Origin of the sequence: Halorientalis marina, from assembly GCF_023028345.1 — an archaeon.
Taxonomy (GTDB): Archaea; Halobacteriota; Halobacteria; order Halobacteriales; family Haloarculaceae; genus Halorientalis; species Halorientalis marina.
In genome coordinates, this window is the sequence record NZ_CP095490.1 from 319,135 (window position 1) to 340,657 (window position 21,523).

General features: G+C 59.9%; 15 protein-coding genes and 1 pseudogene. 12 read left to right on the forward strand and 4 right to left on the reverse strand.

The features are described from left to right. Positions 1-191: 191 nt before the first annotated feature. Positions 192-476, reverse strand: a complete 285-nt coding sequence (locus MUG96_RS22980; RefSeq protein WP_246989538.1) for a type II toxin-antitoxin system RelE family toxin — start codon at positions 474-476, stop codon at positions 192-194. Then, positions 469-747: a ribbon-helix-helix domain-containing protein gene (locus MUG96_RS22985; RefSeq protein ID WP_246989539.1), complete on the reverse strand. Its 279-nt coding sequence runs from the start codon at positions 745-747 to the stop codon at positions 469-471. The genes MUG96_RS22980 and MUG96_RS22985 overlap by 8 nt, the downstream gene beginning before the upstream one ends. Positions 748-1,055: 308 nt before the next feature. Between MUG96_RS22985 and MUG96_RS22990 the strand changes: the two genes are divergently transcribed. From MUG96_RS22990 to MUG96_RS23005, 4 genes and pseudogenes are all read left to right on the forward strand, one after another. Further along, the gene (locus tag MUG96_RS22990) at positions 1,056-2,723 is read left to right on the forward strand and encodes a bacterio-opsin activator domain-containing protein (RefSeq protein ID WP_246989540.1); all 1,668 of its coding nucleotides are present in this window, start codon (positions 1,056-1,058) and stop codon (positions 2,721-2,723) included. A 292-nt stretch (positions 2,724-3,015) separates the two neighbouring features. Further along, positions 3,016-8,961, forward strand: a complete 5,946-nt coding sequence (locus MUG96_RS22995; RefSeq protein ID WP_246989541.1) for a PKD domain-containing protein — start codon at positions 3,016-3,018, stop codon at positions 8,959-8,961. Positions 8,962-9,249: 288 nt separating this feature from the next. Then, positions 9,250-10,932, forward strand: coding sequence for a transposase (locus MUG96_RS23000; RefSeq protein WP_246989542.1), 1,683 nt, complete (start codon positions 9,250-9,252; stop codon positions 10,930-10,932). A 440-nt stretch (positions 10,933-11,372) separates the two neighbouring features. Then, positions 11,373-12,624 (forward strand): annotated as a pseudogene (locus MUG96_RS23005) (phage integrase SAM-like domain-containing protein). A gap of 49 nt (positions 12,625-12,673) precedes the next feature. Here MUG96_RS23005 and MUG96_RS23010 read toward each other — a convergent pair. Beyond that, on the reverse strand, positions 12,674-15,112 hold the full coding sequence (locus MUG96_RS23010) for an AAA family ATPase (RefSeq protein WP_246989543.1): 2,439 nt from the start codon (positions 15,110-15,112) through the stop codon (positions 12,674-12,676). After that, positions 15,093-15,287, reverse strand: a complete 195-nt coding sequence (locus tag MUG96_RS23015; RefSeq protein WP_246989544.1) for a hypothetical protein — start codon at positions 15,285-15,287, stop codon at positions 15,093-15,095. Before MUG96_RS23015 ends, MUG96_RS23010 begins: the two co-directional genes overlap by 20 nt. Before the next feature lie 184 nt (positions 15,288-15,471). On the opposite strand from MUG96_RS23015, the gene MUG96_RS23020 reads away from it, so the two are divergent. The 8 genes from MUG96_RS23020 to MUG96_RS23055 all read left to right on the forward strand — a co-directional run bounded on the left by MUG96_RS23020 (position 15,472) and on the right by MUG96_RS23055 (position 21,519). Further along, positions 15,472-15,639, forward strand: a complete 168-nt coding sequence (locus MUG96_RS23020) for a DUF1931 domain-containing protein (protein WP_246989545.1) — start codon at positions 15,472-15,474, stop codon at positions 15,637-15,639. A 75-nt stretch (positions 15,640-15,714) separates the two neighbouring features. Then, positions 15,715-16,767 (forward strand): exodeoxyribonuclease VII large subunit, encoded by a 1,053-nt coding sequence (xseA, locus tag MUG96_RS23025; RefSeq protein WP_246989546.1) that lies wholly within the window; start codon positions 15,715-15,717, stop codon positions 16,765-16,767. Positions 16,768-16,769: 2 nt separating this feature from the next. Further along, positions 16,770-16,952 (forward strand): exodeoxyribonuclease VII small subunit, encoded by a 183-nt coding sequence (xseB, locus tag MUG96_RS23030; RefSeq protein ID WP_246989547.1) that lies wholly within the window; start codon positions 16,770-16,772, stop codon positions 16,950-16,952. Positions 16,953-17,161: 209 nt separating this feature from the next. Further along, positions 17,162-17,440 carry a hypothetical protein gene (locus tag MUG96_RS23035; protein WP_008364407.1) on the forward strand — a complete coding sequence of 93 codons (279 nt, stop codon included), beginning with the start codon at positions 17,162-17,164 and terminating at the stop codon, positions 17,438-17,440. A 6-nt stretch (positions 17,441-17,446) separates the two neighbouring features. Further along, a complete protein-coding gene (locus MUG96_RS23040; protein WP_008364408.1) occupies positions 17,447-17,866 on the forward strand; it encodes a DUF7985 family protein in 420 nt (139 codons plus the stop codon). Between the two features lie 28 nt (positions 17,867-17,894). Next, positions 17,895-19,628: a DUF8186 domain-containing protein gene (locus MUG96_RS23045; RefSeq protein WP_246989548.1), complete on the forward strand. Its 1,734-nt coding sequence runs from the start codon at positions 17,895-17,897 to the stop codon at positions 19,626-19,628. After that, positions 19,625-20,455: a hypothetical protein gene (locus tag MUG96_RS23050; protein WP_246989549.1), complete on the forward strand. Its 831-nt coding sequence runs from the start codon at positions 19,625-19,627 to the stop codon at positions 20,453-20,455. Before MUG96_RS23045 ends, MUG96_RS23050 begins: the two co-directional genes overlap by 4 nt. A gap of 2 nt (positions 20,456-20,457) precedes the next feature. Next, on the forward strand, positions 20,458-21,519 hold the full coding sequence (locus tag MUG96_RS23055; RefSeq protein WP_053772807.1) for a TrbL/VirB6 family protein: 1,062 nt from the start codon (positions 20,458-20,460) through the stop codon (positions 21,517-21,519). The last annotated feature ends 4 nt before the right edge of the window (positions 21,520-21,523 follow it).

Consider the following 21,523-nt stretch of genomic DNA (forward strand, 5'->3'; position numbering starts at 1 on the left):
TGGGTGTATTACAAGAATAGCCGCTTGGAGGGCCATCTGGGGCAGTACCCGCTGACCGAATCGGTTACATTCACGCATCAGAGCCCTGCTAAACCCGCTGTAGTCTCAACTTCCCGAGCACCTGGTAGTTGAGACTAGCGTTCTCAATGCATATGGATCAGAGATCAAGCAGCCGAAATCTATTCGAGTTGTTAGTCGTCGTCTCCTCGATAGGCGTCGCCACCCCGCTTCTTGATTGTGAGTACGTAGAGAACCTTCTCACCACGATCAGCACGACAGCCGAGACGAAATGGACCGATTCGAAGTTTCTGATGGGGCGCGCCCTCAAGCGGTTTCAGGTAGTCCGTCGGATCGCGCCACTGGTCGGTGACGATCTCGTCCAGTTTCGAGCTAATTCGCTCTTGCGCGTACTCGTCAAGGCCGTCGAACTGCCGGTTTGCGGTGTCGGTGAGTTCCCAGTCCCACGCCTCACTCATCGTCGCTGTTCCCGGCCAGCCCGTGATCTGCCTTCACTTCGTCGCTCGTCTGTGTTCTCCCTTCCTGAATGTCGACTTCACTTGCGAGCATTGCCTTCAGATCTGCCCGGTTGAAATCGGGATGCTTGATTGCATCTCTGAGCACATCACGGATGAACTCGCTCCGACTGTTGTATCCTTCCTCCTGCCAGGTGCCGTCGACATCGGCGAGGAACGTCTCTGTCATCCGGATATTGACCGTCGTTTTCTCAGGGGATTCGGCTTCTGCCATGTCTTCGTGTTGAATCTGTGTAGCAATAACCATTACGCTTGATCTTCAGATCCGAGGTTTCACACACCAGGTTTCGAGTGAAAAGCCGGCCGCTATCTACTGGTTTTTCAGCGGAAGCAGTGGTGTGTCAGGGACTGGAGCACGAGCAAGCAGTCTCGACATTGTATCATATGCTGTTGTTCTCTAAGGTCTGGATATTTGCGCAGTAGTTGAGACTGCTGTTTCCCAGTGGTTCCAGAATCACAGAGTCGTGTGTCTTCCAGTGACGTGACCGAAGGACTCATCGGGAATCGAACACACGAGAGCCTATGGATAGCGACGAGGGGTCGAGCTCACAGACAACTCCCGAACTGGAGGATGTCTCATCACTCGACCGGCTGCCATTGCACTCGACTGATCTGCTGACGTTGCTTGACCCGTCGGGTGTGGTGCTGTACGAGAGTCCGTCCATCGAGCGCCTCTACGGGTACGATCAAGAGGAACTGGTGGGCGAGCAGGTCGCCGAGTACTTCCACCCCGAGGACCGGGACCGCGTCGTCGAAGCATTCGCTGCAATCGTCTCCGAGGACGGCCAACACGTCGAGACGGTCGAATACCGCCACCTGATGGCAGACGGCTCCTACAGGTGGATCGAATCCGTCGGCTCCTCGGATCCGACGCCTGACGGGAATTACGTCATCAATTCCCGGGATATCTCCGAGCGGAAACAGCGCGAGCGTGCCCTCCAGCAGACCCGCGAACAGGTCCAGTCCGAACGGGACGGGAAAGAAGCCATCCGCCAGCTCCTCCTGCAGACCTCGACCGACACCGAAATCGCCGCGAGTGTCTGTCGCTTGCTCGTCGACGACTACGGCTACGAGGCGGCCTGGGTCGTCCGGAAGCAGGGGACACAGGGAGACGATCCGCATCCGGTGGTGATCGCCGATCACGGATCGGACTGGGGTTTCCGGCGACCGGACGAGGACGGCAGCATCGACGCGGCGACACGACGGACACTCACCACTGACGACCCCGTGACGGTCACGATGGACGCCGACGAGGAGCCAGAGATTGGCGCCCAACTGGAGCAGTGTGGGCTGACCTCGGTCCGGTCGGTGCCGCTGGATCACGAGGGGCTGTCCTATGGCGCGCTCACTGTGGTCCGGACGGACGCTGGCAGCCCCGTGGCAGGACAGCTGGTCGACGAGGTGGCAGCAGCGCTCGCGTTCAAACAGCGGATCCATCGCCAACAGGAAGCACTTGCCAGCGAAACCGTGACCGAACTCACGCTTCGATACTCGGGTGAGCACGTCCTGACGGCCCTATCGAGAGCGCTGGCTGCCCAGGAATACGACGACACCGACGGCGACTCCGCCGGCGAGAATAACGGCGACGAGATTGACGCCGAGGACGACAGCCCGGAAGTTGTCGTCGAGGAACTGCAGGGCAGTGACGGTGTCACGTTCCTGCTCAAAACAGCGGACGTGGACGCCGAAACACTCCGGGCGACTGCAACAGGGCTCCCGTCGGTCCGGACGGCGACCGTCGTCACGGAGTCGGAGACGAGGACGGTCGTGTCGATTCGCACCGACGCCGGGTCGATCAGGGAACTCGTCGGTGGACACGGCGAGGTCCTGCGCTCGATTACCGCCCGTGACGGTCGCCTGGAACTAATCGTCGAGTTCCCACGCCGGACCGACCTCGGTGCAATCGTCGACGCCGTGCAGGACCACTGGCCGGAGGCGACCATGCACGCCTGCACCGAGCGGACCGTCGACGACGACCACCCGAGCGCGTTCAGCGGGCTGACGATAAAACAGGAAGACGCCCTCCGGGCGGCCTCGCTGGCGGGCTTTTTCGAGCGGCCACAGGAGGCCAGCGCCGAGGACGTGGCCGCGACGCTCGGCTCCTCGGCCTCGACGTTCCTCCATCACCTGCGCAACGCCGAACGGGCCGTCTTCGAGGATGTCTTCTCTCACGACGGGCGACTCGACTGAGCCGACGGCGCGTGGCTGTCCGCACATACTGGTTGTTTCGTTGTCACTGTTGCGTATATTTGCAAGCCATCTTTACACCGACATGATGCGTAGCGGACAGCAACGTGTATTTGCTAACGTGTCTCTGTGAGAGTCGGTCGCTGGGCACGAGCGCGGTCTACTCTACCGGCGGCCAGCATCGACAGACGACGGACAGCGGTGACAGGCACAAACATCGAATCGTTGGTTCCGCAACCGCAGCAGCGAGTCGCGTGAGCGGTCGGGCACGTCAGCGTCGGGGAGCGAGGCGGCCGTGGTTCTGGCGGTGGTCGGCGTGACCCATAGGGCGGGCAGACTGCTGGCGGTGTATCTCGTCGGGCTGGTCGGACTGGCGCTGCTGGCGACAAGTACCGGGTTCGTCGGGACCGCGGCGGCGGGCAACACCGCCCCGGACTGTTCCACGGTGAGCTACAGCACCGACGGCTCAGGAAACTTGGAGGTCAGCACCATCGACGAACTCCAGTGTATCAACGAAAACCACGACGACGCGACTAGTCGCTCGGACGCGCTGAGCAAGGACTACAAACTCGTCGCCGACATCGATGCTAGCGGGACGAGCAACTGGGACCCCGACGACGACTCGACGACGGAGGGCTTCGACCCCATCGGTGACTCTGGGACGAAGTTCACGGGGACCTTCGACGGAGCAGGCTACGAGGTGTCCGGGCTCACTATCTCGCGTAGTGGGACGAACTACGTCGGCGCGTTCGGGTACATAGAATCCGGTGCCCTGGTCACTGACGTTACCTTTGCGAGTGCCGACATCACGGGGGGCGACCAGACCGGTGGCGTCGCCGGCAGGAACGCAGGCGGGGACATCATCGAGACACGGGTGACTGGGTCGGTCAGCGGCGACAGGTACACCGGCGGCGTCGTCGGCCTCTCCGGCGGCGTCGTCAGACGGTCCGGGTCGACGGCGAGCGTCTCCGGCTCGGGAAATCAGGCTGGCGGACTCGTCGGCGAGAACAGAAATCTGATCGAACAGTCCTACGCGACAGGCAGCGTCAGTGGATCGTTCGACGTCGGTGGACTCGTCGGCAAGAACGACAACGGCGACAACGTGAAGTCGTCCTTTGCGACCGGCAGCGTCTCGGGGTCCAGCACCCTCGGTGGACTCGTCGGGAACAACGCTGGGTCCGTCTCCAACTCATACTGGGACGCGGACGTGAACAGCAACGGTCAGGATGGTGCCAGCACTGGATCGTTCGACGCCACTGGACTCACCACCACGCAGATGCAACGGTTCGCACCGCAGTCGAACATGGGGGACCTTGACTTCGAGACGGTCTGGATCGTCACCAGTGGCTATCCGCGACTCGCCTGGGAAGGGGCGACGGCGCTCACCGTCGACAGCATTGAGGCCACCAGCCCGACCGTCGGCGAGGACGAATCGGGCACCATCACCGTGACCGCAAAGGAGAGCGGCACCGACGCCGGCGAAGGCGTCACCGTCGAAGTCCTCGACGACGATGGCCTCGCTGGCTTCGCCGCGAGCGATACGAAAGTCACCGACACCAACGGCGAGGTCGAGTTCACCTTCGACGAACCGGACCATGGGAGTTACAGCCCCGAGTTCGCGTGGGCCGACGACACGAGCGTCTCTGTCACGCCGACCGTCACCGTTCAGGACGCGCCCGAGGTCACGTCTATCGAGCGGGCGAGCGGCGAATCGAACCCCACCAACGCCGACAGCGTCGACTTCGACGTGACGTTCTCGGAGAGCGTCAGCGGTGTCGATGACGGTGATTTCACGCTTCACACCACGGACAGCGCGAGTGGCACCGTCCAGAGCTTCGGACCGACCACGGCCGGTAACTCGATCACTGTCACGGTCGATTCGATTTCGGGCGACGGTGACATCCGGCTCGATCTGGACGACGACGACGGCATCACCAACGGCAACAGTGTCCCGCTGAGCGGTGAGGGAACCAGTGGCGGGAGTGGTGACGGCTCCTTCACCAGCGGCGAATCGTTCACCGTCGACAACACCAATCCGGGGTTCAGTGCTGGCTCCAGCAACAGCGCGTCGGTCGACGAGGAAAGCACAGCGAGCGATTTCCTCGACGTGGATGCCGGTGACGACGGCCCACCGGGCTCGGAAGTTTCGACGTACGCCCTGTCCAGCGCCGCCGGCAGCGACGCCGGACCGTTCAGCATCGACAGCAGTTCGGGTCAGCTTTCGCTCGACAGCGCACAGGACTTCGAGAACCCGGCCGACGACAACGGCGACGGCGACTACGAACTGGACGTGACGGCCACCGACGACGCGGGCAACACCGCCATCCAGTCCGTTACCGTTAGTATCACCGACGTGAACGACCCACCGACACTGGATACCAACAGCGGTGTGACCGTCGACGAAGGGTCCAACGCGAACCAGATTCCGAACTCGGAGTTAGACGCCAGCGACCAAGATGGGGACTCGATCACCTACACGGTGACCGCTTCTCTCTCGGCGGGTGATCTGTTCATTGACGGGAGTGGCGGCGGGACTGACGACGGAACGCTGGACGGCGAGTCTCCCATCGCCGCTTCTGACTCGTTCACCCAGGCCAACATCGACAACGGAAACCTGCTCTACAACCACGACGGTTCCGAGACCACGAGTGACGATTTCGACTTCGACCTGTCGGACGGCAACGGTGGCTCCGTGACCGGAAAGACGTTCTCGATCACCGTCGACCCCGTCAACGACGCACCGACGCTGGCGGCGACTGGGACGAACCCGTCCTACACCGAAGACGGGAGTGCGGTCACCCTCTACATGTCGGCGTCGGCGTCCACCGTCGAGAGCGGGCAGCAACTCACTGACGTCGAGATGACCGTGAGCAACGTGGCAGAACCAGCCCAAGAGACACTCACCATCGACGGCGAAGCGGTGACGCTGACCGACGGAAACAGCGGGACGACGGCGGCAAATAGCTTCGGGTACAGTGTCACACTCAGCGGTGGAACCGCGACGGTCACCGTCTCGAAGTCGGCGACGCCCGGGGAGTACGAGACCCTGATCAATGGTCTCCAGTACGAGCATACGGGCGACGACCCAAGTACGGGGTCCGACCGCGTGGTCAAACTCACGCAGGTCACCGACAGCGGCGGCACGGCAAACGGCGGTGAAGATACCACGAACCTCGATATCACCAGTACTGTCTCGCTCTCGGCTGTCAACGACGCGCCGACGCTGTCGGTCTCGACCAGCAACCCGACGTTCACTGAGGGCGGGAGTGCAGCCGAACCGTTCTCCTCGGCCAGTACGGATGTCGTCGAGAGCGGCCAGCAGGTCGAGCGCCTCACACTCACCGTCAACAACGTGGCCGACGGCTCGGCGGAGACGCTAACCCTCGATGGGAGTTCCGTCGCTCTCACCGACGGGAACAGTGTCAACACCGCGAATAACGGACTTTCGGCGTCGGTCAGCGCCTCCAGTGGGACGGCGACCGTCACCGTCAGTGGTGGGTTCAGCGAATCGACGGCGAATACGGTCCTCGACACCCTCGCTTACCGGCACACCGGGGACGATCCCTCGACCAGCAACGACCGGACCATCACGATCACCGAGATCGTTGACGACGGTGGGACATCTAACGGTGGCAGCGACACGGCGAGTGTCTCGAAGTCTGGCACCGTCTCGCTCACGCCAGTCAACGACGCGCCGACGGCCATCAGCCTCACCAGCACCAGCGTCGCCCAGTCCAGCGGCACCGACGCGGTGGTCGGGAGCCTCTCTGCCACGGATGTCGACGACAGCAGTCACACGTTCTCGCTGGTCAGCGGGAGCGGTGACGGTGACAACATCGAGTTCAATATCGACGGCGGTGACCTGCGTGCGAACGACGCGTCAGCGCTCGCCGAAGGGGACTACGACGTTCGCCTCGAAGCCAACGACGGCAACGGGGGAACATACGAGAAGGCAGTCACTGTCAGTGTGACCGACGACCTCGCGCCCACCATCGCGTCGAGTACGCCGGCCGACGACGCCACTGGGGTCGCCAGGAGCGACGATATCACGATCACGTTCAGCGAGGACATCGCCTTCGGGTCGGGCACCATCACGCTTCACGAGGACGACGGCGGCTTCAGTGACTGGGAGACCTTCGACGTGAGCAGCGACACTGGCAGCGGCGACGGGACGGTCTCCATCTCTGGGTCGACGCTCCGGATCGATCCCTCGACTGCACTGGCTGGAGCCACCACGTACGCCGTCCAAATCGACGCCGGGGCACTCACCGACACGGCCTCGTCGACAAACGACTTCGGCGGCATCGGTGACGACACCACCCTGAGTTTCACGACGACCGACTCGACAGCGCCGACCGCGAGCGTCGGGTCGGACAGGACCATCGACGAAGGGCAGTCAGTGAGTTTCGATGGGACTGGGTCGACAGACAACGTCGGCATCGTCAGCTACGACTGGGACTTCGACGACGGTGACACGGCCAGCGGTGCGACGACGAGTCACACCTTCGACAGTCCAGGTACCTACACCGTCGAACTGACCGTCACAGACGCCGCAGGCAATACCGACACGGCCACTGTCGAAGTCACCGTCGAATCGACTGGCGGCGGAAGCTCCTCACTGACCGCCGACGCCGGCAGCAGCCGCACCGTCACGGCCGGTGAGAAAGTTACCTTCGACGGCAGCGACTCGACGAGCGACAGCGGAATCACCAGCTACGAGTGGGACTTCGGTGACGGCGAGAGCGCGACCGGCGAGACGGTCACGCACACCTTCGAGGACGCGGCAACAGTACTGGTCGAACTTACTGTCTCGGATGGGTCGACAACTGACACCGACACCATCAGTGTAACCGTCGAGCGGGCGAGTGAGGACGAACAGAGTGACGACAGCAGCGAGAGCGGCGGAAGTAGCGGAAGTGACGGCGGTGGCAGTGCCGGAAGCAGTGGCAGTTCCGGAAGCGGTGGCAGTGGTAATGAGAGCAGTGGCCCCACCGAGACTGGTGGCGACCAGCCCACTGCCGACGATTCCAGCGGCGGGACTGGGACCGTCGTCAGCGGCACTCGCTCGGAGGATGGCAGCGTCACTTTCACCGTCAGTGCTTCCGACGACGACGGTCCGATCAAGCTCGACCTCAGCGGGACTGACGCCGACAGTTCCGACACACCTGCCGATTCCAGTGGCAACGAGACAGACGAGCCAAACCAGACGAACGAGTCCGAGACCGACGCCAGCGGGGCCGAGGGCCAGGACGAGAGTGACGGCAGCGACGACAGTGAAGGCGAGGGTGAGGGTGAGAACGCAGTCTCCGTCGACAGCCTGTCGATCACCCCGAGCGAGAGCGGATCCCGGGAGTTCGATATCTCGGTGCGCGAGTGGGAAGCCAACACCGACACCAGCGAGCGCGGGAGCGAGACCGACGACACAGGGACCGACACGACGGCTCCCGACAATCAGGGAGCGACCGACAGCGTCCGTAACCGCACGGACCCACGGACGTTCCTGGTCGAGACCGGCTCGTCGCCGATTGGCTACGTCGAAGTGACCCACACCAACCCCGACACCGACATCGACAGCGTCACGTTCCGCTTCCGAATCCGGAAAGCCGCGCTGAACGAGACTGGTGTCGACCCGAGTGGTGTGGCGCTCTATCGCGACGAATCCGACGGGTGGACTCGCCTCCCGACCGACGAAGTCGGTGCGAACGCCACCCACTACGTCTTCGAGGGAACATCGCCCGGGCTGTCGCTGTTCACCATCGCCTCGACGCAGCCAGCGTTCGAGGTCGTGCGTGCCAGCAGCCAGTCGGAAACCCGCGACGTTTCCGAGCCGGTCACTGTCGACGCGACGGTCCGCAATCTCGGCGGGGCGGCTGGGACCTACACTGCCGAGTTGCGAGCCAACGGAACAGTCGTCGCTACCAGCGATGTCGACCTCGCCTCGAACTCGACGCGGACCGTGTCACTCTCGTTCACGCCAGCCGACTCCAGGGAGTACACGCTGACAGTCGGCACTGTGTCTGCCGGGACGGTCTCGGTCCAGTCGGACGAGACGCTGACTGAGTCGACACCAGCAGACCAGGAGACCACACAACAGACCACCGCGGCCACAGACAAACCAAGCCAGACAGCAGGTGACACCGAAGCCACGGAGACGACCGACGCGAGTGGCCCCGGCTTCGGCGTCCCTGCGGCGTTCGGTGCGTTCTTGATGATGGTCGTCTTGCGTCGGCGGCGGTCGTAACTCGGGCCTACCCAGGAAGACCTGCTCGGACCAGGGCTTCTGGCGACCGGCCGAGGAGGTAGGATCGACGCGGCGACACGCCGGACGCTCGCCACAGACGACCCGTGACAGTCACGACGGGCACAGACGGGGAGGCCGACATCGTCACTAATCTGGAGCGGTGTGGGCTGTCTTCGGTCCGGTCAATGTCACTGGACCCCGAGGGGCAATTGTGTAGCAATAACGTCACATCTCCAGTCTGTATCACCAGAAACGGATTCTTGAGCGTGGTGAGTCCAGTGTCTCGTAGTGCCACCAACTCGTGACTCTCGACGCGCTGTCTATCGACGAGTTGCACAGCGCCCCCATATCGACTGGCCAGTGTACGATTCGACACCGGTGTACGACCGTCGCTCACTCGCCGGATTGGAATCAGATGTCCGGACTGTCTCGGAAATGTGGTTCTCACACGATGCCCACGACTCGGTGACCCAGTTCGTCTGTTCGCTCCCGCTAGCCTATGTCAGATTCGATGCGCATGATCGCTACGCAGACTCGACCAGCCATCAGATGGATGTGCTCTTTCGGCTATTCGTGCTGAGAGAATGCCACGGGTGGGATCACGAAACAGCGCTCGTTGAGTTCCTGGATCAGCACCTTCATCTCTGCGAGCAGTTGGGCATGGAGACGGTCCCAGATCAGTCGACACTGTGGCGCAGTTGGCGCAAACGTTTCACTGCGGATCTTCGTGAGACTGTCGAGACGGCTGCACGGACGATTCTGATCAAGGCACAGAACGCAGGTGTTGCGGTTCCGCGTGACCCAGAACGGAAGCTCCGACATCAGACTACTGAGTCTGAGAACGAGAGCGCCCCTGATGACAAAACGATCCTAAAGCACGCAGAGCGAATCACTAATCACGTCACCCGCGTTGTCTTCCCAGCGTTCTCACTGGATCGTGGAGATGGGTGTGAGATTCACGAAAATGCGTACTGGGACCTCCAGACACACCTCGGCTTACGCGAGAACCTCGCTGCGAACGAGGGCGCTCGCAGTTTTATTCACGAATCAACACGTGACCGAACACCACTAGGACATGCCCATCGGGACCATATTCGCAATCTCTCTGTCAAACAGGTTCGAGAGATGTACCGGCAGGCAGTGAGGCGTCTGTTGGACGAGGTCGCAGAGACGGGGGAGTTCTTCCGAGCAGGTATCGTTGCCATTGATATTACAGAGGCCGACCCGTTCACCGGTGATCGAACGGGTCACGAAGACGAGATCATCGGGACCAAAGAGAGTTCTGACGAGTACGCCTACCAGTGGGCGACGATCCAGTTCGTTGGTAACGCTGTCCCGATTGTCCTCGATGCACGACCGGTGCAGAAAGGCGAGACGCGAAAAGAAATCGTCGAGGACCTGCTGGAGTCAGCCGAGGATCTCGTCCACGTCGACGAAGTGCTGATGGACCGTGAGTTCGACAGCCAGCACGTCCTCGAAGCTGTCGACAATCGTGGGTTGACATATGTCGTCCCGAAGCGGATGCAGACCAGCGAGAGAGCCCAGGCAAAGCGACTCTGTCGGTGGGATAGGGAACACTACGTCACTGATCGGAAACTCCACCTCGGGAGCAACGAGTGGCACGAAACCACGCTGATCTACCAGCGCAAAGACGACTCAGACCACACTGATCACCGGCAATACGCCGTATTCATGACGAACGGCTATCCTGCGGGGGTGATCTCCCAGTACAACGCTCGCTGGGAAATCGAGAGTGGCTACAAGTCGATCAAGCGCTTCATGGCCGCCACGACCTCCAAGGATTTCGGGCTACGGTTCTTCTACTTCGCGTTCGCGTGTCTGTTGTACTCGATCTGGCGAGCGGTCGATCTGCTTGTCCAGGTCGAGTTGACTGGTGGGTATGAGAAGTCGCCAATGGTGACGGCAGATAACACGCTGACACTGCTGAAGAAAGAAACTGGAATCGGATAGCTGACTTCGTAACCCGACCGAACGCCGCGGTTCTGAGTGACAACTTTGGTAGCAGATACAGAAACTCGCAGAACTAGTATAGAGACCAACAAGAAGTGGTGCGTGAGCGGTTATTCGAAGCAGTTCAGACTCGTTGACCCGTCTGAATATCTGCATTACAGCCCCTCTATAGCCGGTGTAGTCTCATCTTCCCCTGCTCTGATTCTGTATAGCGGAATGTAGTTTATAGACTGGGAAAGTCGGTCTGTAAGGGTTCTATCCCGGATATTCGGCCGATAATGATGAAACAGCAGTGGTCATGATTACCTGAATAATCACGACCAAATTGAAGTACCCCGACGCTGTCGGTGAAGCACGAATGCTGCAACCGCCTCACGACGGCGCTTCCCCCAGGGTAGAGGACCCGAGACCGGGCCCGCAGCACGGTGGAGGGCCGGTGAATGCCTGACCGAGCGCTTTCGACGCCGCTCGACGACAGCTTCGAGCGCTACCTCCAAGACAAGGGGAAAGGCCGCGGCGGCGACGGTGGGAACTATCGACGTAACGCTGCACGCGAGCTCGAACGGTTCGCCGAGTGGGCCGCCGGCGACCGCGGCGCCGACGACTGGACCGGGATCGTCCCCGACGACGTCGACCGCGAGCCGACCTTTGACGATCTCGACGAACGCGTGTTCCGGGAGTACGCCCGACATCTTGGTGGAAATCGGGGACTCAAGCAGAACACAGTCCAAACCTATTACCGCTATATCTCTGCGTGGTGTGGCTGGTGCGTCACGAGGGATATCTCGAGGCGCATTGCGCGCAGCGGGCAAGTGCGATGGCGCCGCTGCCGGAGGACGACGGCCGTAAGCCCGGCGACCAGCAGGCCTGGACGTCCGAACAGCGCCACGCCCCTCACCCGCCACGTCGACGAACGGGCCCGCGACGCCGTCGAGGCGTACACGACACTCCCAGAGGATACTGACCCCCTCGACAACCAGCGAGGACGCTACGCGGCGCTGAAGGCGGCTCGTGACCGGGCGCTGGTGTTCGTCTTGGCGTACACAGCTGTCCGCGTCGGCGAACTCCTCCGCGATCCGAACGACCCGCGCCGGCGCGGCGTCCGCTGGGAGGACCTCTCCCTCGACGACGGCAGTATGGACGTCTACCGAGAAGAAACAGCAATGGGGCGCAGCGAGTCTCCCCGATCCAGTGATTTCCCCGCTGCGAAGCTATCGCCAGCTGATGGACCCACCAACGGAGCGGTGGCCGGTGTTTCCGACGTTCGACCAACGGACGCTCGCAGGGCTCGTCCAGGATGAGTTCGCCGACCGAGGAGAGCGCCCAGAGGCAATTGCTGAGCGGCGTGCTGAGTACGCTCGCGACCTCCTGCTGGCGCTTGATGAAGATATCCGGCCGCCGTCAATCACGACGGACGGCGCACGGTCGATTCTCCAACGGCTCTCGGAGGCCGCCGAAATCGACATCGCCCATCCGAAACACGATTATCTTGCTCCGCACGGTGGTCGCCGAGGGATGGGTGAGGTACTTGTCCGTGCGTTTGGGTACACTGTAGCGGCGCGGTATCTCGATAACTCCGAAGAGATGGTTCGTGAACGGTACTCGCATATTGAGGCCGGGGAACTGGGCGATGTCGCCACGAAAGCTCTAGAAGAAATCGATCACATCGGAAGTAGACCGCGTGTGGAGTGACGATATCTCTTCGAGTACTCGGCGACTGTGATATCACGAACTTCACCAGCTAAGGCTCTACTCGAATCGTACAGTCACAGTAGACGTAATCCCGATTTTTCACCCACGATCCACAGTCGTCACAGTACAGCAAGTCATAGGCACGCCTGAATACGTCACGCTCGCTCTTCAGCTCCTCTCCTGTATAAAACGCTGCCTCGGCGTCGTTGTGGTGTACGTTGCGATGAAGCAAATTCAAGTGTCGCTCCAAGTCCTGTTTGAGCTCCTCGAGCTCCTCGAGATCATCGTCAATCTGTCCCTGGTCGTACAACGATTGCGGATAATCCGTCTGGGTGACGACAGTACCATTTTCCAGAAGTGACTGATACTGAGTGATCGCGGCTGTGAAGAGCCTCCCAATCTGAAGGGATTCGTCTTCCAATTCGTGATACGGAACATCGGCTTTCAAAGCTGCACAGGCCCGTCGCGAGTACCACTCCACTGTCTTCCGGATCCACGCCGCTGCCGACGTGACATCATCTCGCTCGATGAAATATTCGATCCGCTCCCACGGCTCAGATATACTCTCTACAGGGAGAGGTCCTCCTTCGAGCGAACATTTAGAGAAGCGAACCTGTTTATCAAACTCACTCGTGAGATGGAGGTGACGATCCCACGTCTTGTCGTGCGTAGTCAATAGGATCTGGTAACGGTTGGAGATGTCCCCAGCGAGAAGGTTCGCAATGTTCGACCGATGACCAGAGTCAATCGACATCATCACGTCATCGAGTAACAGAATGTCGATCGCTTCGCCACCAACATCTGACATTGCCAAGAACAGGGCCAATCCCATACTGTCCCGATGTCCTTCGCTATGGACTGCACTAGGATGGTGATGACCTTGGTCGTAGAATTCGGGTTCGAACTTGACGCCGGTGTCTGTTGGTTCGAGAATTGCTGAGAAGTCTTTCGCTTCAGCGTCTTGGTGCATCTCCTCGTAGTACTGTTCAAATTTCTCCCGAATATCACCGAATGCGTCCGTTAGAACCCGACTACGGGCATCCAGGAAATGCTGTTTAATGCTCCCGAGAACCTCCTGAATTTCTTCTGCTTCTTCCAGTTCCCTCTCTCTAATCACGAGATCGTCATATCGGTCGTCGGCCCTCGCTAGTAGGTCAACATTCTTGGTTGTCGACTTCAATTCGGGTTTCTCATCTGCTATATTCTTTAACCGCTGGATCTCGTTTTCGAGAGCACCAGTGAATATCGCATCCTGAATGTCAATCCCCTCAGCCAGATTAGTTAGTGGTCCTTTGTTGAGCTGCGATTTCCATGACTGTGCTCTCTCAATTTCCTCAGATATTTTGACTTCGGCTTCGGGATATTCCTCTTGCAGTTCATCCTTGAGACTCCCTAAGCTATCGGTGTATCCGACGACCAGTTCGTTTACCTCATCGTAGAGCGACTCCAACTTCTCTTTTCGATCTTTCAGGCCGGTAGCCTGTTCCCTCCGCTCTTCCAGACGCTCAAGTAAACGCTCGTCCTCCCAATCAGCCAAACAGAGAGGGCACTGGTCGTTATAATGGTCGAACACTGAAAGGCCGTTATCTACTAATTCTAGCGTTTCTAACTCTCGTTCGAGATGCTCTGCTGCTTGTAACTCCGAGGTCAACTCCTGCAACTGGTCGTATCTGCCTTGAAGTTGGTTTTGACGCCCCTCGAACTGGTCTGATACCTGTCCGAGAAGTGATACAGTAGCCTCACTCTGAAGTGGATCGACGGAGATTTCCACGTCTAAATCAATTCCCTCGGTGAAGTCTTCATCGAGGGATTCGAGCTTCTTGGCACCGTGTTCTTCCCTCAACTCGTTCACTCGCTCCAGCGCTCCCGAACGAGTAGAAACACCTTGCTCAAATAAATCGAAGAACCGCTGATCTGCTTGGCTCTTCTCCTTTTTTAGGGTCTCAATTTCCTCGTTTCGATGCTTCCGCTCAGCGTGCTTCACCGATTTTCGCTTCTCGTCGACATCCTCAAGCCCGAACAGTTCGTCAATTCGGTCACCTCGCTTCCCCTCCGGGGCAGTCACAAAACGTAACAACCGATCACGGTCGAGAATAGAATGCCCAAGTTCTGCAGCGGCCATTTGATCATCCAACCAGTCTGGGATTTCGTTCAGGCTGGTTGGTTCGATCACCTCAGGATCGTTGGGCTCGGACACCAACCGCTTTACTGCCACGTCCTGTTCCCCTTCGTGAGCGAACGTCGCCTCAACCCAGGCCTCATCGGGTTCTGCTTCCATATGTGAGGCGTACTCAGGGAATGGGATATCCTGTGTTCCGCTCCCACGAAGTCTTGAGATATCTCCAGTAAGAACGAACTCGACAGATTGTATCACTGAGCTTTTTCCAGAGCCGTTCGGGCCCAAGATACGAACGTTCTCATCCCCAAATTCTTCTTCCCAGTGGGTTATCCCTCGAATATTTTCTATCTCAATCTTCCGTATGTGCACTATTCATCACCTCCTTTGCGCTTTCAATAACTTCGGTAGCCTCGCTCAGTTCTTCTCTCCGTTCCAGTCGCTTCAGCTCTTCAACGAGTTCTTCCGGGATGGAATCGTCGTTAGACACCTTCTCGAAGAATGATTCTAAAATCTCATTTTCCAGATTCCTGCCGCCCTCAACCATGCTCTCGGCGATGACCAGATGACACATAAAACCCACTACCGATGGGTATCCCCGTCTGTCGCTCCTTGAGGATTTCAACAGATCCATTCTATCGATTTACCGAAGGGTATGGCAGTACAATTGCCGAAATTTCGGGTTCGAACTTCGAACATTTATATAGTGGACAGAAGAAGTCGGCGATGGAATGTCTGACCTAATCGTCAAAGCAGCCGTGAAGGATGCACTCTCGGACCACAACGTCTCGGCAGATTTCTACGACGCCCTCAACAAAGAGGTCGCCGAACTGCTCGACGACGCCGCAGAGCGTGCTGAGGCCAACGACCGGAAGACGGTCCAGCCCCGCGACCTGTAGGCCTGCGTAACGCAGCTAACCCCGCCCCTCGAACGTAGCTTTTTGAGGTTCCTGTTCAGAAGTTAGGAAACGGAGATGGCGGACGCACCGGATACCGAACGGCAGGCGGTCGAACCCGATGCGAGAGAGGTCCTTAGCGTGTCCCAGCTGAACGACCGGATCGCGTCGGTCGTCCAGGACACGCCTGCCCTCAATGGCGTCCGCTGTATTGGCGAAGTCACTGACCTCCACAAGAACAGTACGGCACTCTACTTTACGCTCACCGACGGCGACGCCGAGCTCCCCTGTATGATTTGGGCGAACCGTTACCGGGAGATGGACGCCGACCTCGAGGACGGGACCGAAGTCATCCTCGAGGGCGATATCGACTACTGGGTCGAAGGTGGGAAAATCGACCTCAAACCGTGGGAGGTGATCGTCGTCGGCGACGGCGACCAAGCGGCTGCCGTCGAGCGACTGCGAAGCGAACTCGAAGAGCGTGGCTGGTTCGACGACGAGCAGAAACAGCAACCGCCGGCGTTCCCGGAGCGGGTCGGCGTCGTCACGTCCCTTCGAGGAGACGCCCGGTACGACATCCAGAACGCGATTCACGGACAGGACCCCACCGTTGACATCCTGGTGAAAGACGCAACCGTCCAGGGGTCGAACGCGCCGACGTCCATCGCGAACGGCATCCACCATCTCGACCGCTCGGAGGACGTCGACGCCATCATCGTCGGACGAGGCGGTGGGAGCGATTCGAACCTCCAAGCCTTCAACACCGAACGAGTCGCGGAGGCAATCTTCACCGCGAATACCCCAGTGGTCACCGCAATTGGACACACCGATGACCGGCTCATCGCGGATCAGGTGGCGGACGTCGCGACGATCACGCCGACCGCCGCCGGCGAGTACATCGTGAACTCCCGCCAAGAGTTCCTTGCGAGTGAGATCGAGCCCCTGGAGCAACAGCTCAACACTGCGTACGAGACCTTCCAGCAGGAGCACGAACACGAACAGGAGCTCGCCGAAGCAGTCGATGAAGCGACCGCACCCGAGGGCCTCCCACCGATTTACTACAAGGTCGCCATCGTAGTGCTGCTGTTGCTGTTGTTGGTCATCACCGGACTTTGGCTGGGGGTGATCTAACCGTGGCAAAAGACGCCGAAATCCACGATCGACTGAGTCGCGTCGAGGAGATCATTGAACAGCTCGACGCGGACGAATGCGATCTCGATGAAGGTACTGCACTCCACGAGGAAGGACAGGAACTCTTGGCCGAAGTGCGAGAGATCCTCGACGAGGGGAGCGGCGAAGTTGTGGAGCTCGAGTAAGCGAGCTGATTCTCAGCTTTAACCAACAGACTCCCCACCGCACTCGGCATGTGTTGGTTAAGTCTTTTTCTACGAGGCCAACAAGTAATTTGGTTATAATTTACTCAACAAATTTGCAGTTATTGCTGGCCAGAAAGCATTTAGGTATCATCCAGCTACCGCGCCAATATGTACCGGGACTCAGCCGGTGCATACCCACACCCGCATGTATGATTACGAGGTCAGTCACCATCGAGGACATCGATGACCTGTACCTGATGTGGAACGACCACATCAACGCCTCCGCCCTCTATCGCCGCGCCCTCCGCGAGGAAATGGAAGTCCGCGGTGTTGACCCCGATGAACTCCGCGACCTCCTCGAACGGGCCCGCGAGCAGGGCTACACGCTCGAAGAGATCGCAGAGGACACCAACCGCTTCGACGACCTCCAGTCGCTCGTCGAAGAGCAGCAGAACCAGCCCACGGCTGGAGACGCCACCGATGATTAGCCCGCTATGTCACAGGATCAGACTCCCTCCGACCCTGAGCGTAGCGTCGAAAACCAGTCACCGCTGACCGGGAAGATCCCTCGACAGGCAGCGCTCACCGTCGTCCTCCTGAGCCTGTTCGCTGTCCAGCCGGTCGCCGCCCAGAGTAACGCGGTCTGTAGCGCAGACAACCTCCCGAGTATGATTGAGGGGTTCTTCCAGCTGACAACGGCGCTGGGGATCGTCGGCCTCGCCATCGTCTGGCAGGCTGACTCCCTCATCGAGATGTTCACCCTCAATCCCGAGCAGAAGAAGGGCCTCAAGCGTCACAAGCGCTCGGCGATGAAGTCCGCGGTCGTCCTCGTCGTGCTCGGCCCGCTCTATACGGTTGCCGGGTCGATGATGGGCCTCCCGCTGGCGCAGTGCGTCGACCTCGTCCCCTGGTAACCACTCCGCAGTCCCCGTTGCGAGCCCTATGAACCATCGAGAGCTCTCCGTGCTCATGGCCGGCTTGCTCGCGACGAGCCTAGTCACGGGTATCGTCGCCGCTGACCCGCCACGACCAGGTACGGAGGGGAACGGGCTCACGGAAAACGAGTCGGCAACGCTGTGGTCACGTGATGCGGACAACTACATCAGCCAGGAGGAGTACCGCCAGCGGTACGGCGAGGACCGCTCCGCCGTCCACCAAGTCGCGAACGGGACCGACGTCACGTTCAAACGCCCGCCCGCGACCGCGGCGACGTGGACACGGAACGACTTCGAGGACCTCGACGCCGGCGGCCCAGATACGTCCGTACATCCACCGCACGCAGACCTCGAGGACGGCGTCTTCATCGAGGATGCTCACGCGACGATCTTCGCGGTTCAGCCCTCTACTCGTGGCCACCTCGAGTCCGGTGAAACCCCACTCTACATCGCGCCGAATGGGACGATGCGCGGGTTCGTTGATTACCGCGTTCGCGTCCCCAACGGGAGTTCCTCCGGCAACACGACTATCTCGTGGTCGCTCACGGAGCACGAGATCGAAGAAGTCCGGTTGAAGAAGGACGGCGAGACCATCGCCGAGCGTGACGGAGCCCATACGCCAGCCCTCGACTACCAGATCGAGGACGACTGGAGTGCGAATCTCACGCTGGAAGCGGAGATTAGCGTCCGGCTGAAGAAAACCGTCAGGACCGACCTGGGTGACCGAACGGACGTCGACATCACCTATCGGACGGAAACACGGAACGTCTCCGATTCGATCGCCGTCGAGATCTACGACCTCTCGGCGTACCCCTACTACGCCGAGTATCCGAACGGCGATGCCGGCGTGGCCATCTTCCAGTCGCAGCCGTGGCAGGGGTACACGCTCACGGAGGACGGTGAGGCACGGGTCCGTGGCATCTGGCGGTTCTACACCGCTCGGAACACCAACTGGGACACGCTCGTCCGGTCGAATCGCACGGATAGCGCCACCGTCGAGTCAGACGCGATTCCGGTGTACGTCCACGCCTATCCCTCACGGATCGGGCCGCGTGCCGAGCCGGTTCGAGACGGACCGGAACTCATCGAGACCTGGGGGACTGACCGCTCGTCACCAGTCGGCACCATCGGTGGGAACATCAATATCGACATCGTCAACCAGTCGTACACGACGACGTACGGCGTCGCTGTTCGAGCTGAGAACGTCGATCGGGAGGCGCTGCACGTTGGGGGAATCGTCCGGGGAGTGAATGCGTCAATCGTCGAGCCGGACGCCGGCTCCGAGCGACAGCTCCGCCGTAGTAATCTCACTGTCAAGGTCATCCATCAGAATCAGTCGCAAGCGACGCTTAGGGTCGAACTGCGGGATAATCAGACTGGCGCGCCGATCGGGCTCGACGATAGCCGTCAGTATCCAATCGGCGGCACCACCCGAAACGGGTACATCACGGTCGCGGATCAGCGCGTCGAGACCAACGCCTCCGGGGTGGCGATCGTGACCATCGACGAACCGGGCATCTACACGGCTCGGTACCACCCTGGCTCGTGGCTCGGGCACGACCCGGCGTACGTGAGTGATACCGCGACGGCCCGCTGGCATCCACTCGGGACGATCGACGGCTGGTTTGCGCTGGTGTTCGAGGTCGGCTGGCAGCTCCTGCCGTTCTTCGTGATGTTCTACGCTGGCAAGCGCCTCCTGCGGATGCTCGGCCCAGAAGACATCTTCGGACAGAAACCATGACTCAGGACAATCCCCACCTCAGTAGACGGACCGCCCTCCGAACAGTTGCCGGCGCCGCTCTCGTGAGCGTGGCCGGATGCCTCAACAACGGCGATTCCCCGGGTAATGGGAACTCAACACCGTCTGATGAAGGAGGAGTCATCCAGCAAGTCACTGTAGAGGGGACAGAACTCGTCGTTGAATACTCCTCAGAGGAGGAAGTCGACCAGATCAACCTCGTCCAGCCGAATGGGGAACTGTTCGGTCAGCGAGAAACCGCTGCTGGGTCACAGCAGGTCTCTTTCGAGATCGGAACTTCTTACGAGCCTGGAGAGTATACTGTTGTGGCTCTCAGCGGTGAAGAAACGCTAGCTGAGAGTTCCTCACTGATTCAGCCGGAAATTGGAATTCAAGAGGTCGGTCTTTACCGGAATAACCCTGAGAAGCCGTGGGACGAAGTCTACGGAGATACCGAGACGGATCGGCTAAAGAACGGGGAAGCGTACGTCACCGTCGAAAACACCGGAAGCGGACCAGAAGCGGTTGTTGAGTTAATTTTCTCCGGTGATGTTCCAAACCCGGTTGAAGATCCCCGAGGTAGCGGGATGTATGAAACCGAGCAGGTGGTGATCTCGCCGGGAGAAACTACCGACCTGTTCAGTGGTTCGTTCCCGTTTGGGTCCGAATCTGAGGAGGGAATGGGGTGCTCCCCGGACGGGAATAGCGGCCAGTTCACTGTCACAGTCCGAACCCAGGTTGGCGGCGACCAGGTGTCGGAATCCTTCGATGTACAGTACTCCGGATCCACGGAGATGAGTGACTGCGAGGTTTCAATCACGGAGGCCTAACGATGGTGGACCTGATAGACGTCGTTCTCGAGGGCTTCAAAGACGTCGTCGATTGGTTCATCGGTCTGTTCATGGACGGGCTTCGGTCGGGGTATCAGACGCTGACCGAAGAGATGTTTGGCACTCCGACTCCCCAGACTGACGGGACGTTCATTTTTGGAGAACCAAGTAACGCCCCTTGGCCAGCAATCCAAGAAGGGCTCATCGGCGGCGAGATCATGTTGATTTCTCTGCTGCTACTTGTGATGAGCGTTCAGGGACGACACACCATCCGCATCTTCAATATCGGGAGTGCGTACGAGGCTCGGAAGACCAAGAAGACTGCCTGGGTCGGAGCCTTTCTGATTATTACTTGGTACTGGATTGGGGCGCTCGCGCTCTACCTTGTTGATGGGTTCACGATTGCCCTGATGCCGGAGCTGTCCTCGCTGGGCTCTGCTATGTTGCAGTTCATAACGGGGTCGATTACCAACCCCGGTCTTGGTCTCCTCTTTGCTCTTATCGGAGGAATTTCGATGTGGGCACTGGAGGCGCTGTTCTACATCCGGCAGATTCTCCTCTACGTCTACCTGTACGGGATGCCCATCGCGTTCGCCGTCGCCTATGGCAACATTCCTGTCCTCTCTGATGTCGCGATGGGGTTCAGCAAACGGTTCGTCCCACTGGCCATCCTACCCCTGCCTGCGGCGATAGTCCTCAAAGGATACGACCTACTCTACTCTGGAGGGACGTTGACGCCGGGAACAGCGTTCCTCAAGTACCTCGTCGCGTCTTCACTTCCTCTCGTCGCGCTCTATGTCACGTGGAAGACGTTCAAATACGCGACCCCACTCACGGCGAAGGTTCTCGGTGGTGCGACGAAAGGAGCGGCCCTCATCGGCGGTGTCGCCGCTGGAGCCTACATCGGCGGCGCCGGCGTCGCGACGACCGCGGCCCGATGGGGACCGAAGGCCGCAGCGGGACACGCTGTGGCGCAGAAAGCTGCAGCCCGTGGCGCGAACAGCGACGAAGACGGCGGGACGCCGTCCTACCGGCGGACCGAGAACGACCCTGGAGGTTACTAACAAT

Bases quoted from the DNA above. Each gene is read 5' to 3' on its own strand.
- MUG96_RS23045 (WP_246989548.1), top strand. From the start codon at position 17,895: ATGAACCATCGAGAGCTCTCCGTGCTCATGGCCGGCTTGCTCGCGACG.
- MUG96_RS23035 (WP_008364407.1), top strand. From the start codon at position 17,162: ATGATTACGAGGTCAGTCACCATCGAGGACATCGATGACCTGTACCTG.
- MUG96_RS23015 (WP_246989544.1), bottom strand. From the start codon at position 15,287: ATGGTTGAGGGCGGCAGGAATCTGGAAAATGAGATTTTAGAATCATTC.
- MUG96_RS22980 (WP_246989538.1), bottom strand. From the start codon at position 476: ATGAGTGAGGCGTGGGACTGGGAACTCACCGACACCGCAAACCGGCAG.
- MUG96_RS22985 (WP_246989539.1), bottom strand. From the start codon at position 747: ATGGCAGAAGCCGAATCCCCTGAGAAAACGACGGTCAATATCCGGATG.
- xseA (WP_246989546.1), top strand. From the start codon at position 15,715: ATGGCGGACGCACCGGATACCGAACGGCAGGCGGTCGAACCCGATGCG.
- MUG96_RS23020 (WP_246989545.1), top strand. From the start codon at position 15,472: ATGTCTGACCTAATCGTCAAAGCAGCCGTGAAGGATGCACTCTCGGAC.
- MUG96_RS23040 (WP_008364408.1), top strand. From the start codon at position 17,447: ATGTCACAGGATCAGACTCCCTCCGACCCTGAGCGTAGCGTCGAAAAC.
- MUG96_RS23050 (WP_246989549.1), top strand. From the start codon at position 19,625: ATGACTCAGGACAATCCCCACCTCAGTAGACGGACCGCCCTCCGAACA.
- MUG96_RS23055 (WP_053772807.1), top strand. From the start codon at position 20,458: ATGGTGGACCTGATAGACGTCGTTCTCGAGGGCTTCAAAGACGTCGTC.
- MUG96_RS22990 (WP_246989540.1), top strand. From the start codon at position 1,056: ATGGATAGCGACGAGGGGTCGAGCTCACAGACAACTCCCGAACTGGAG.